The sequence below is a fragment of the Streptomyces sp. CB01373 genome (assembly GCF_002803075.1).
Taxonomy (GTDB): domain Bacteria; phylum Actinomycetota; class Actinomycetes; order Streptomycetales; family Streptomycetaceae; genus Streptomyces.
In genome coordinates this window covers 21,264-33,672 of record NZ_NNBK01000015.1, presented here as the reverse complement: position 1 = coordinate 33,672, position 12,409 = coordinate 21,264, and the positions used below count along the sequence as shown (strand labels likewise).

Here is a 12,409-nt window from a genome sequence, read left to right as displayed (position 1 = left end):
GGGTGCCGCGATCACCGCAGTGCACGTCCCCGGCCGGTACGCCGCCGCCCGCCGCCGACAGAGCTGCGACCGCCGAGGACGGCGCGGTCGCGACAGCGCGGGCTGCCGGGCTGCGATACCCGACCGAGCCACGGTCCCGCCCCCGTGCGCGGTGATGGCGCACGGGTGATCGGCGACCCGACGGATCTACCTCGACGGCTTCGCCGAGGTTTTCGCCGCCGCCGGCCCCGCCGCGGTGGTGTGGGACAACCGAGGCTTCGGCGACTCGGACCAGCACGCGCTCACCTACGCCCAGAACCGGCCCGAAGTGGACCCTGACCGCATCGGCGTGTGGGGCAGCAGCTTCACCGGCGGCCACGCCTTCGTCGCCGCCGGTACGCCACCCGCGATGATCCCCGTCATCGGGGACGACCCGGCGCGGGTGACGTGCATCCCCGCCGCCCCCATGGAGGGACGCATCAGCGGCATCGTCGGCACCCTGAACGCCTGCTGCTCGCTGTGCCTGCCCGCGGCCGTGTTCGACTTCGGCGTCCGCCCGTCCACGGCGGGCCCGGCGGAGGCCGGCCGTGGCCAGTGCGCGCCGGCCGGCGTTTGATCGGACTGCACCGTGCCAACGGCCCCGCAGCCAGGGCTGCGGGGCCGTCGCCCGTCATGACCTGGGACGGTTACGGGTAACTGGTGAGGTTCGCGACGTTGTTGGCGGAGTTGGACGGGCCTCCGGTGTTGTTGATGACGCGGCTGATGGTGCCCGTGCCGCCGAGGGAGACCGTGACCATGCTGGTGAAGCGCACGTTCGGGTTGTTCGGTGCCTCGATGGCACGCGCGGCGGTCACGCTCGGATTGACGTTGAAGTAGCAGTAGCTGCCGAGGCCGTACGCCTGGTGGCTGGTGACGGAGTCGGCCACCTTGTAGGCGGCGTAGCCCTGGGTGGAGCCGTTCATCCAGGCCGCCTGGTTGGGCGGGTCGTAGGGCATCTCGTTCTGGTAGAAGTACGTCCGGCCGCCGTTGCCGTTCCAGACGGTCTGGTACTTCTGGTAGTGCTCGACGAACAGGCCGTACATCGTGACGTTGTCGCCGTTCACCACGAGTCCGGTGTCGCCGGTGTTGCTGGTCCAGCCGACGCCGCTGCCGTGGTCGGCGCGCCAGATCCACATGTGGTCGCCGATGACGTTGGCGCTGTTGACGACGAGGCTGGTGGTCGCCTTGCCGACGCCCGCGCCGCCGACGCGGAAGTACACGTCGTGCAGGGAGGCCGGGTTCGCCGCGTGGGAGGCCGTGGAGCCGCGCGGGCCGACCTCCAGCAGCGTGGGCGAGTTGGTGGTGCCCGCGTCGAAGAGGACGCCCGCGATCTTCACACCGTCGACGTCCGCGACAGTCATCGCCGTGACCCCGTTGTCCGGTATGAGCGTGGCGAGGCCGAGGCCCAGGACGACGGTGTCGGGCCGGGTCACCCGCAGGGTCTGGTCGAGGTGGTAGACACCGGGTGTGACCAGGAGGTTCTTGCCCGAGGCCAGGGCGGTGTTGATCTGCGCGGCGGTCGCGCCCGGCTTCACGACGTAGAAGGTGTCCAGGGACAGGGAGGTGCCGGCGGCGCTGCCGCTCGCCCAGCTGGTCGCGGTGGAGTTGGTGCGCACCACCGGGACGAACACCTGGTAGGCGCCGGCCCCGTCCACGTACAGGAAGGGCTTCTCGCGGGTCACCGGGCTCTGCGCGACCGTCGTGTACGGCGGGTTCGGGAAGCTGGTGGCGGGCACGCCCTGGCTGCCGACGAAGACCATGTTCCAGTTGGACCCGGTCCAGCCGCCGAGCTGCGCGTTACGGGTCAGCCACTGCTGCTGGCTGCCCGAGTTGACCCGGCCGTCGATCTTGCTGTCGGCGAGGTAACCGCCGCTGGACCAGCCGCCGTCGTCCAGCGCGAGGTTGCCGCGCAGGTGCATCCGGCGGTACGAGGCCGCCTGCGAGACCGCCCAACGGTCGTTGCCGCCGGTCGGGTTGACCGACAGGTTCTCTGCGCCGCGCCAGAAGTTCTGCGTGGCGTTGCCCTGGAACCAGTCGGCCTCCGCGTGCACCGCGCCGTTGACGGTCACCGCGTCGGGGGTCAGGCCGAGGCCGAGGACCTGGGTGTAGAAGCCGACGTTGACGTCGGCGCTGTAGGTGCCAGGCTTGAACATGACGGCGTAGCGCTGGGAGCCGAACTGGTTGGTCTCCTGCTGCTTGAAGATCGAGTTCAGTCTGCTCTGGATCGTCGACGACGACATGGACGGGTCGAAGACGACCACGTTCGGGCCGAGGTCCGTCGATCCCGCGGGCGGGGTCACGGGGGTCACCTGGAAGCGTTGGGCGGCGGTGCCGTTGCAGGTGTACTGCACGAGCTGCACGCTGTCGGCGGTCGAGGCGGCGGGGTCGTCCAGGCACTTGCCGCTGTTGCGGTTGACGAAGTGGTAGGCGCCGCCGCCCTCGTCGACGGGCAGCCACTGCTGGTTGGCACCGCCGCCGTAGGCCCACAGCTGGAGCGGGGCGTTGTCGGCCGTGGACACGTTCGTCACGTCCACGACCTGGCCGACGTCGTTGCGGTTGTTGATGCGTACGTAGCTGCCGCTGGTGGCGGTGAAACTCCACTGCTGCGCGGTGGAGTTGTTGCAGGTGTACTGCTGAACCGCCGTGCCGTTTGCGGTGCCGGCGGCGCGGGCGTCGAGGCACTTGCCGCTGACCGCGTTGACGACGGTGGCCCAGTCGGTGGGCAGGGCGGCGGCCGCGGCGGCGGCCGCGCGCGGGGCGGACGTGCCGGGGTCCGCGGGAGTCGCGGCGCCCGCGGGAGCGGCCGTGAGGAAGGACGCCGCCGTCATGGTGACCAGGCTTGCGGCCAGGTATCTGGTGGCGGGGCGTGGGAGTCGGAACACGGGTCCTCCTTGCCGAACGGGTCGGCCGATGGGGATGGGGGATGCGATCAGCCGGTGTAGGCGGCGAAGACGCGTGTGTAGTCCCAGGCGGACTGGCCGACGCCGGAGCAGCTGTCGGCCGGGCCGCCGGTGCACGGGCGGTCGCGGTTGGCCGACCAGAAGGTCAGCCGGGCCAGGTGGTGCTGCTGGGCGTAGCCGAGGATGGTACGGAAGTCCGCGACCGTCACCGTCTCGTTCTGGTCGGTGATGCCGTTCATCGACGAGATGCCCATGGTGCGGTAGGCCTGGTCGTCGCTGTAGTGGTACGCGTTCTTCAGCGCGTTCTTGAGGCCCTCGGCGGCCTGCACGGTCAGGTTGCCCATGTTCCGTCCGGCACCGCCGAAGTCGAACGGCATGATGGCCCAGGCGTCGGCGGCCAGGCCGGAGGAGGCAGCCCGGTTGATCAGACTGGTGTCAGGGCCGCTCTGCCCGGTGCCGATGGTGATGTACACCTTCAGACCAGGGTTGTTGGCCTTCACGGTCTTCAACGCGTCGACCGTGCGCTGCTGGACGGTCGGGTTGCTGTACGCGTCGGCTTCGAGGTCGATGTCGATGGCCTTCAGACCGTAGGCGCTGATCACCTTCTGGTACGCGGAGGCGAGTTCGCCCGCGCTGGAGCAGGAACTCTCCAGCTTGTTGCCGCTGTAGCCGCCGAAGGAGGGGATGATGTCGCCGCCGTTCGCGCGCACGGTGTTGACGGTCTGCTGGTCGACGCCGCCGGTGAGCGGCCGGCTGCCGTCCCACTGGGGGTTGCAGTAGCCATTGCTGAGGACGAAGGCGAGCGTGAACCACTTGACGCCGGTGGCGTTGGTGATCGTGGTCGGGCTCGGCGGGCTGCCCCAGCCGTTGTAGAGGTAGGGCGCCACGGCCATGGACGTGGCCGGCGGGGGGCCGCCGTCCGCGGCGGGCGCGGTCCACTTCTGGTTGCTCGCGCCGGTGCAGGACCAGATCTGGGCGCGGGCGCCGTTGGCCGACGACTTGTCGGTGACGTCCAGGCACTTGTTGGCCTGCTGGTTGACGATGTCGCGCGCGGCGGTGACGGTCCACTTCTGGTTGGCGGCGCCGGTGCAGGACCACAGCTGGACCTTGGCACCGTCTGCGGTCGAACCGCCGGTGACGTCGAGGCACTTGCCGAGAGCGCGGATGGTGCCGTCGGAGCCGGCCGTCCACTGCTGGGCGGCGGTGCCGTTGCAGTCGTAGAGCTGCACGGCCGTGCCGTCGGCCGAGCCGGCACCGGCGACGTCGAGACACTTCCCCGCCAGTCCGGTGATGGTGCCGGTGGCGGCCTGGGCAGGGCCGGCCATGAGGAGGCCGGCGGAGAGGGCGAGTGCGGCGAGTGACGCGACTGCGAGCAGAGGTCTGGCCATGGGGGGAGTTGGCCTTTCACGTGGGGGTGGCGGAACGCGGCCCCAACACCGCCGTGACGCACGGACGTTGAGCGCATTCCATGTACTTTGTTTAAGGCGTGAAGCTAAAGGTCCGGACCATCGCCGTCAAGAGATGAAGCAGCACCTGGGATGCAATCGCCTCGATCCGCGATGAGTTGAACACCGGTGGAGGCCCGGCGGACACCACCGACCCGGTCCGGAACCGGGGGCAGATGCAGGTACTGGACCACGAGCTCGGAGGCGTGGAGCATGGCGCGTACGGTGCGGTCGATCAGCCGGACTGGGACCGAGTAGCGGTTCATCCGGACGCAGATCTGTTCTCTGAACTTGGTGGTGAGGAGCCGGCGAACTCAGTCGTCGTCGTGATCGAGGAAGAGGCGGGCCAGTCCGGGAAGACGGGCATGCATTTCCGAGGCGTCGTCGAAGTCGAAGCTCTCGCCCATATCGGCTGGTTCGCGGTCGGTTCGGGGGCCGCGGAACTGGTCGTAGTCGTCGTAGAAGGTGCAGTCGTCCTCGTCGCCGTTGATGCGCCTGTATGCGTAGGAGGCCGCGTAATTGACCGTTTCGTTGAACAGCGCCTCGTCGCTGCCTTCGGCTGCCGCAGCGATGACGTCTGGATGCACGGCGAGAACATCGGGTGCGGTGGCGGCCCGGTCGTACCAATCCCGGCCCTGCGCGATGAGTCCGGCACGGAAGTCCATGAAGGCGTCGTCGGAACAGCCTCCGCCGATCAGATAGCCGGCAGCCCACAAGTCCCAGCGGTGGATGGCCCCGTGGAGCTGGTCGAAGCACTGCTGGTATTCGAGGATCGTCTGCTTCGACGTCGCCGCGAGCCGTTCGACCAGGGCCGATGCGAATGCCTGGCCCGGGTCGCCGGAGGCCGAGGCGGCGTCGGTGCGCGCTGTTTCGATGATGGTCCAGAAGTCGTCGACGTTCATGGCCGCACCTTCTCACCTGGCCCTGACAACTGACTGCGGGGATTGGACGTGCCGCTGGGCGGCAGGAAGCTCGGGCCTCCGCGCTACGGCCATCGGCGTTGCAACGTCGACCGGCATCAGAGATGCACGCCAACGGAACGTCAAAAGACGTTGCCGAGTGCCAGGCTCAGAACCAGGAGACCAAGGCTCACTGGCATGCCCACCAGGGCCAGAAGCAGTGGGAGGAACGCGGCAAGCAGGTTGGACAGGGAGCGTCCCGGCTGCAGCCGGTTGCCCCACCCGCGGCCGACTTCCACACGCAACCGCTCGGCCGCCCGGCCGGAGACGAGAACGGGTGAGCCCGAGCGCTCGAGCAGCGCCTCGCGCACTGCGGTGTCAGGTGTTCCTTTGCCACCTGCGAGCTTGTCGATGATGATTCGGGTGCCGTGTACGTCCGTGAGGACGAGCCAGGCAGCGGAGGTACCGCGTCCGGAGATCTCCAGGCAACCGACCTTCTTGAGCTGGGTGAGATCGACGGTGCGTCGGCCGGTGAGCGTGCGGGCGGAGAGCAGACCGCCTGCGTGCAGTTGTGCGTGCCAGCCCTGATTGACGCCGTACACCGCTGCGGCACCGAGCAGGGGCGAGAACATCGCGAACAGGCACAGCCCGTCGTCGACCAGACCGGCTCGCACGAGCATCGCCGGTACCACCACCAGAAGCGGCGTGGTCAGGTAGGCGAGGAGGTTGCCGATCCGCTGCCCCGGCCGCCCCTGGCCGGGAACGGTGGATATCGTGCCTTCGGTTGAGTCGGTGGTCATGCCCCGACGGTATCCATCACTCAGGGGCGGGGTCACGAACCCGCAGGTGGGAAGTGTCGGCAACTCGCGTCGGAAATCGTTTCGAGGCGAGTTGGCGAGTAACTCGGGTCCAGTCGTCGTGATCGATGTCGATGAGATTGGATGTCACTGCGGTGGTCGTCTGGTCTTGGAAGATCTCGACGGGGAGGGATCATGACGCTCGGTGCGGTGCTGTTCGACGTGGACGGGGTCTTGCTCGACTCGGCTGAGGCGCATCGGCGTGTGTGGGGTGCCTGGGCGGGGCTGCGGGGCCTGAACGCCAGTGTGGTTTGGCCGTTGACGTTCGGTCGGCGGCCGGAGGACACGGTGAGGCTGACAGCCCCGGAACTGGATCCCTCGCAAGAGCGCTTGGTGCTCGACCAACTCCTGGATCAGCAACAGGATGCCTTTCCTGCGGTCCATGGCGCCGTCGAGCTGTTGTCGGCGCTGCCCGTGGACGCCTGGGCCATCGTGACCTCGGGCGACCGGGGGTCCGTGCATGCCCGGTTCGCGGCGGCGGGTCTGCCGCTGCCGCGGGTGCAGGTTTATGGGAGCGATGTTGTGCAGGCCAAGCCCGCGCCCGAGTGCTATCTGAAGGCGGCGGCCGCTCTCGGCCTGGAACCGTCGGCGTGTCTGGTCGTGGAGGACGCGCCTGCCGGGGTGGCTGCCGGGAAGGCGGCTGGGTGTCGGGTGGCCGGCTTCACCTCGACGCATCACCGGGACGATCTGCGCCCAGCGGATCTGTTTTTCGACACGCACGCGGATACGGCCGCCTATCTGAGGGCGGCCGCACTGCTGTCGACCGGCCCGTCGGCGTAGAAGAACCGACGGTCTGGTCTTGCCCTCCCCGGGTCAGCCGGCCCGCTCGGCTTGGGCCCCGGTGTGCGCGAGACGGCACTCGGTGCCGGTCCGGATGATCGCGCCGTTGAAGGTGAGGCGGTCGGCGATGGCCGCGCAGAGTCAGGGGTCGGTGAAGGTCTTCGTTCAGCCGCAGAAGGATTTTCGGACGAGCCGCCTACCGAATGGGTGCCGCACCCCGCGCCGCGGATGCGAGCCCGCCGGCGACGACGGCTACGCCGACGGGCCGGCACCCATCTGGGAGGCAGCGTCCGATCCGGCCTCCGGACGAACGACGTCAGCGAGAGTGACCGAGTTGGGCGAGGGCGTGGTCCAGCATGTCGACGAAGAAGTCCACCGCGGTGGTGTCGATGCACAACGGCGGCTTGATCTTCAGGATGTTGAGGTGGTCACCGGTGGGCTGGACGATGACACCGAGGTCGAGCACGCGGTCGCAGAGTTCGGCGGTCTCTTCCGTGGCGGGTTCCAAGGTGACGCGGTCGCGGACGAGTTCGAGGCCGAGGTAGAGGCCCGAGCCGTGGACAGCGCCGATGATGCCGTAGCGGCCGGCCAGTGCCTCAAGTCGGCTCTTCAGACGGCCACCGACGCGCACCGCGTTGCCTTGGAGGTCCTCATCGCGCAGGGTGTCCAGGACAGTGAGGCCCACGACGCTGGAGACCGGGCTGCCACCGGTGGAGGAGAAGAAGTAACCCTGGTCGCGGTACCGGTCCGCAACCGACTTGGACGTGATGACGGCACCGAGGGGGTGCCCGTTGCCCATGGCCTTGGCGACACAGACGACGTCGGGGACGACCTGCTGCTGTTCGAAGCCCCAGAACCAGTGTCCGAGGCGGCCGTAGCCGACCTGGACCTCGTCGGCGACGGCCAGGCCACCGTGACGGCGCACCGCCGCGTACACCTCGGCGAGATAGCCGTCGGGCAGGGCGACTCCTCCGGCGTTGCCGTAGAAGGTCTCGCTGAGGAAAGCCCCTGCCGGGCGGCCGGAGGCGGCCAGTTCGTCGATCACCGCGGCGGCCTCGGGCCCGTAGCGCAGCGCGTCCGCCCCGCGGTGCAGGCCGCGATAGGAATTGGGCGAGTCCACGGTGTGGACCCAACCCGGCCGGGTTGCCAGGGCGTTCGGGTTGTCCTGGAGTGAGGTGGAGACCGCGTCGGAGGCGTAGGTCCAGCCGTGGTATGCCTCTCGCAGAGCGACGACGTCGTGCTGTCCGGAGGCTCCGATGGCCAGCCGCAGGCCCAGATCCACTGCCTCGGAACCGGAGTTGACCAGGAACACCGTGTCCAGGGGCGCGGGCAGGAGGGCGGCGAGGCGTTCGGTGAACTCCACCACCGAGGCGTAGTGGAATCGTGAGTTGGTGTTGAGTCGTCGCAACTGCCGGGAGACCGCCCGCTCGACGCGGGGGTGTGCATGGCCCAGCGGGGTGACGTTGTTGACGATGTCGAGGTAGGAGCGGCCGTCGGTGGAGAGCAGATGGTGGCGCCAGCCGCGCTCGACGCGGGGAGGTTCGGTGTAGTAGTGCTCCTGCACGGTCGCGAACACGGCGTCACGTCGGTCGAGCAGGTCCCTGTCCTGCGCACGGTCGGTGGCCCGGAGACCGATGAGCGGGGCGGGGTCTGCGGTGAGCGCGAGCCAGCCGGCGGCGTACTCGGGGCGCACGGTGGCAGGGACGGAGGGGCCGTCGGTGTCACGCAGCGCAAGGTGGAGCGGAGTTCCTGAGGGGAGATGGGCGAGGTCCTCGCCCGCCTGGACTGTCGAGCCGGTGGAGACCACTGGGTGAACCGTGCGGGGGAAGGACAACGTCAGCGTCCGCGGGCCGTAGGTGATCTCCACGCGGCCCGGTGCCGCGGCGAGGACCTTCCCCGCGGCCGGGGCCCGCGCCACATCGGGCCGGCCGAGCCACAGGTCGATGCCGGTGGGTACCGTGGGAGCGGAGACGGCTGACAGTGCCGGAGCCTGAGTGAGTCGTGGATGCGCGTACCGGGTGGCCACCGCGGCCGCTCCGTCCGCGAGCGCGGAGGCCGCGAGCCGGTCCTCGGTGCCGGCTTCGAGCCAGGCTCCGTGGTCCATGGAGTCGGCGCCGGTGGACAGGTCGAGGAGGGTGATGTCGTCGGCGGCGAGGCCGCGCAGCAGGAAGTGCGCCGGTGAATCGGCGCGGGCAGGGACGTCGGCCAGGCCGATCGCGTCCTTGATGAGGTGGACCATCACTGGCAGGGGCAGTCGGGTGGCCTGCTCGAATATGTGCCACTCGCGGTCGAGCGCGGCCTTGGCGTAGGCGTTGTCCTCGTCGACGGCGGCCTGGTGCCGCCCGCTGGCGACCAGGCCGGCCGCGCGCAGGACCACGAGCGGCCACAACGCCTCCGCCTCCTCCGGGGACAGCGACCGAACGGCGTGGAAGGCCCGGACGGCGGGCAGCAGGTGATGGGGCTCGACCCCGTCGTGGTGGAGCATCGAGGAGAGCGAAACGGCCAGTTCGCCGACCGCCCAGCTCGTGGTCACGTCACCGAAGTCGATGACTCCGTCGGGCACGGGCAGGCGGTGATCGGGAGAACAGATCAGATTGTCGTCGGTGAGGTCCAGGTGCACCGCCTGCGACGGGAGCACGGCGGCAAGCTGCTGGACCCGCGCCCAGGCGTCGGCTGTCGCGGCCTGAACGGCGGCGCGCCGGTCGGGCTCGTCGATGTGCTCTGCGAGCTTGGCGACGACGCGGTCGGCGTGCCGCAGGTCCCACTGCAGAACGCGTTCGAGGCCCGGGTGGTGGAAGTCGCGCAGGGCGGTGCTGACCTTCCCGACGATCGTGCCCATGGCTGCCACGGTGCCCGGGGACAGGTGCCGTGGTCCCGAGAGCGCGCCGCCGGGCAGGTACCGCAGGAGCCGCGCGACGGCCGGCCCGCTCTCGGTGTCCACCGTCGTGCAGTACGGGGAGCCGTCGGGGTGGCGCAGGACGGTGGCGATGCGCAGTTCCGGGTGAGCCGCGGCGATCAGTTCGGCGGCGGTGTCCTGGGCTTCGATCTCCGTAGGACTGAAGGCGGGGTTGGCGATCTTCAGAATCGCCAAGGCCGTCCCGTCATCGTCGCACAGCAGGAAGTTGGCGTCCTGCTGGCTTCCCAGCGCCTCCGCGTGAGCGCTCATGCCGAAGCACTGGGCGGCAATGCCCTCTGCCTGAGCGGGTGTCACCTGTGGCACCGGAAGCGCTTCCTGGCTGAAGAAGTCGATGGTGCGGTACTCGTCGTGCGGCATGCAAGGTTCCTCGGCTGGTGTGGAGCGTGGTGTGGGCAGGCTGGGCTCGGACGCTCGGCTGCCTCAGTCGACTTCCCACAAGAAGCGGTGCGTGTGAATCGCGAAGTAGGGGAAGCTCTCCACGGATGCGACGCCCTCGACGGCCCGTACGACGTCGTTGATGAAGTCCAGAAGATCACTGGGGCGACCGCACACGACCTCGGTGAACAGGTCGTAGCGGCCAGAAGTCAGGACTGTGTACACGACTTCTTCATGCCGGGACAGTTCATCGGCCACCGCCCGGGAATCGCCCCCGATGCGCAGGCCCAGGAGAGCCATCGTCTGCTGGCCCATGGTCATCGGGTCGGTCACCCCGACGACCTGGACCGCCTTGGTGTCCAGCAGGCGCTGCAGCCGGTGCCTCGCGGCCGAGGGCGACAGTCCCACCTTGGGCCCCAGCTCGGCGTAGGGGATGCGACCGTCGACCTGCAGCTCCCGCAGGATGGCCCGGTCGATGTCGTCCATGAAGGACCTCCCTCATCTGCATGAACGGCAAGTCGTGTCGTCGTTTCAAGTACGATGACGGATCACTTCGCTCGAATCAAGTGTGCTGACGACGGAATCGAGCGAACCCCGGCTCGCAGGCTTTTGTGGGCGCGCCGGAGCCCTGTCAGGTTCCCGGCCGTGCCGGCTGACCGAGCCGACGCCGGCGGGTCATCGGTTTTCGTCCGTGCCGCAGCAGGCGAGCCTGAAGGTGCCCCTTGTGCATGCTTGGCAGGGTCATGACCATAGCTCTCATGTCACAACAGCCCCGCACGGGACCCCACCGCCGAACCGTCCTCTCCGCGGCCGCCGGAGCCGCGGCACTGGGCGTCGCGTCGGCATCGGCCGGCGCGGCGCCCGCAGCCGCCGCCAACAGCGGCAACGAGCCTGCCGGCCGGCCTGCCACCGCCCAACATCCCACCCGCGAACTGCGTCAACTTCTCAAGGAGATCGACCGCGACCGTATCGAGGCGACAGTGCGCAAGCTCGCCTCCTTCGGTACCCGGCACACCTTGTCCAGCCAGGACGATCCGCGGCGGGGCATTGGCGCGGCCCGCGACTGGATCTTCTCCGAAATGAAGAAGTACGCCGCTGCCTCGGGCGGCCGGATGACCGTCGAACTGCAGTCGTTCGTACAACAGCCCGTACCGCGCGTCCCCGTACCGACCCGCATCACCAACGTCGTCGCGACCCTCCGTGGCTCGGCCGCCCCCGATCGCGTGTACGTCGTCTCCGGGCACTACGACTCCCGGGCCACCGACGTCATGGACGCCGGCAGCGATGCGCCCGGTGCCGATGACGACGCCTCCGGTGTCGCGGTGGCCATGGAGCTGGCACGCGTGATGGCGGTCAGGCGTCCCGCCGCGACCATCGTCTTCGCGGCCGTCGCGGGCGAGGAACAGGGCCTGCTCGGAGCTGCCCACATGGCCGAGCAGTTCAAGACTGCCGGTGCGGACCTCCAGGCCATGTTCACCAATGACATCGTCGGCAGTTCCACCGCCGACGACGGCACCCGCGACCCGTACACGATCCGGCTGTTCGCCGAGGGCGTGCCCACCTCCGAGACCTCCGAACAGGCGGCCACCCGCCGCTCGGTGGGCGGCGAGAACGACTCCCCGTCCCGACAGCTCGCCCGCTTCGTACGCGATGTCGCGGTCAACGGCGCGACGGGCATGAACGTACGCGTCGTCTACCGCCGCGACCGGTATCTGCGCGGCGGCGACCACATCCCCTTCCTCGAACGAGGCTTCGCCGCCGCCCGTTTCACCGAGCCCGCCGAGGACTACGCACACCAGCACCAGGACGTGAAGGTCGTCGACGGCAAACAGTTCGGCGACCTGCCCGAGTTCTGCGACTTCGGCTTCATCGAGCGCGTGGCCAAGGTCAACGGAGCCGCACTGTGGACCCTCGCACAGGCCCCCGGCACCCCGAGGGGCGTGGGGATCGTCACCAGCAAGCTGACCAACGACACCGAGCTGGTGTGGGAGCGCGGTACGGAGGCGGACCTGGCCGGGTACGAGGTGGTGTGGCGGGAGACCACGGCGCCCGAGTGGACCCACGTGACCGAGGTCGGTGATGCAACCAGCCACACGGTGGAACTGTCCAAGGACAATGTCTACTTCGGTGTTCGCGCGGTGAACCGGGCCGGCCTGCGTGGCCCGGTGGCGTTCCCGGTTCCGAAGCCCTGACCACGGGCATGGCCGTTCCCTGGGGA

Annotated in this window: 9 protein-coding genes and 1 pseudogene; 3 read left to right on the top strand and 7 right to left on the bottom strand. The window is 69.2% G+C overall.

Features of this window, described 5'->3' with window-relative positions; translation table 11 throughout:
- Nucleotides 1–238 precede the first annotated feature (238 nt).
- Nucleotides 239–595, top strand: coding sequence for a hypothetical protein (locus CG719_RS35925; protein ID WP_199836759.1), 357 nt, complete (start codon nt 239–241; stop codon nt 593–595).
- A gap of 70 nt (nt 596–665) precedes the next feature.
- On the opposite strand, the gene CG719_RS24245 is transcribed toward CG719_RS35925, so the two are convergent.
- The 4 genes from CG719_RS24245 to CG719_RS24225 form a co-directional block, all read right to left on the bottom strand.
- Nucleotides 666–2,846, bottom strand: coding sequence for an RICIN domain-containing protein (locus tag CG719_RS24245; RefSeq protein WP_100570950.1), 2,181 nt, complete (start codon nt 2,844–2,846; stop codon nt 666–668).
- 101 nt (nt 2,847–2,947) lie between these two features.
- Nucleotides 2,948–4,306, bottom strand: coding sequence for a lectin (locus CG719_RS24240; RefSeq protein ID WP_100570805.1), 1,359 nt, complete (start codon nt 4,304–4,306; stop codon nt 2,948–2,950).
- A 371-nt stretch (nt 4,307–4,677) separates the two neighbouring features.
- A complete protein-coding gene (locus tag CG719_RS24230; protein WP_100570803.1) occupies nt 4,678–5,265 on the bottom strand; it encodes a DUF4240 domain-containing protein in 588 nt (195 codons plus the stop codon).
- A gap of 140 nt (nt 5,266–5,405) precedes the next feature.
- Entirely contained in the window at nt 5,406–6,062 is a 657-nt protein-coding gene (locus CG719_RS24225) for a hypothetical protein (protein WP_100570802.1), read from the bottom strand.
- 192 nt (nt 6,063–6,254) lie between these two features.
- Here CG719_RS24225 and CG719_RS24220 point away from each other — a divergent pair, with 192 nt between their 5' ends.
- Entirely contained in the window at nt 6,255–6,899 is a 645-nt protein-coding gene (locus CG719_RS24220; RefSeq protein WP_100570801.1) for an HAD-IA family hydrolase, read from the top strand.
- Between the two features lie 33 nt (nt 6,900–6,932).
- On the opposite strand, the pseudogene CG719_RS35920 reads toward CG719_RS24220, so the two are convergent.
- From CG719_RS35920 to CG719_RS24205, 3 genes and pseudogenes are all read right to left on the bottom strand, one after another.
- Nucleotides 6,933–7,064 (bottom strand): annotated as a pseudogene (locus CG719_RS35920) (IS21-like element helper ATPase IstB); the annotation flags it as partial.
- Between the two features lie 151 nt (nt 7,065–7,215).
- Nucleotides 7,216–10,173: an aminotransferase gene (locus tag CG719_RS24210; protein ID WP_100570800.1), complete on the bottom strand. Its 2,958-nt coding sequence runs from the start codon at nt 10,171–10,173 to the stop codon at nt 7,216–7,218.
- A gap of 63 nt (nt 10,174–10,236) precedes the next feature.
- Nucleotides 10,237–10,677 (bottom strand): Lrp/AsnC family transcriptional regulator, encoded by a 441-nt coding sequence (locus CG719_RS24205; RefSeq protein ID WP_100570799.1) that lies wholly within the window; start codon nt 10,675–10,677, stop codon nt 10,237–10,239.
- Between the two features lie 272 nt (nt 10,678–10,949).
- On the opposite strand from CG719_RS24205, the gene CG719_RS24200 reads away from it, so the two are divergent.
- A complete protein-coding gene (locus CG719_RS24200) occupies nt 10,950–12,383 on the top strand; it encodes a M20/M25/M40 family metallo-hydrolase (protein ID WP_100570798.1) in 1,434 nt (477 codons plus the stop codon).
- Nucleotides 12,384–12,409 lie beyond the last annotated feature (26 nt).

Excerpts from the sequence above, each read along its gene's own strand:
- CG719_RS24210 (WP_100570800.1), bottom strand. The coding sequence starts at position 10,173 with ATGCCGCACGACGAGTACCGCACCATCGACTTCTTCAGCCAGGAAGCG.
- CG719_RS24240 (WP_100570805.1), bottom strand. The coding sequence starts at position 4,306 with ATGGCCAGACCTCTGCTCGCAGTCGCGTCACTCGCCGCACTCGCCCTC.
- CG719_RS24230 (WP_100570803.1), bottom strand. The coding sequence starts at position 5,265 with ATGAACGTCGACGACTTCTGGACCATCATCGAAACAGCGCGCACCGAC.
- CG719_RS24245 (WP_100570950.1), bottom strand. The coding sequence starts at position 2,846 with ATGACGGCGGCGTCCTTCCTCACGGCCGCTCCCGCGGGCGCCGCGACT.
- CG719_RS24225 (WP_100570802.1), bottom strand. The coding sequence starts at position 6,062 with ATGACCACCGACTCAACCGAAGGCACGATATCCACCGTTCCCGGCCAG.
- CG719_RS24200 (WP_100570798.1), top strand. The coding sequence starts at position 10,950 with ATGTCACAACAGCCCCGCACGGGACCCCACCGCCGAACCGTCCTCTCC.
- CG719_RS24205 (WP_100570799.1), bottom strand. The coding sequence starts at position 10,677 with ATGGACGACATCGACCGGGCCATCCTGCGGGAGCTGCAGGTCGACGGT.
- CG719_RS24220 (WP_100570801.1), top strand. The coding sequence starts at position 6,255 with ATGACGCTCGGTGCGGTGCTGTTCGACGTGGACGGGGTCTTGCTCGAC.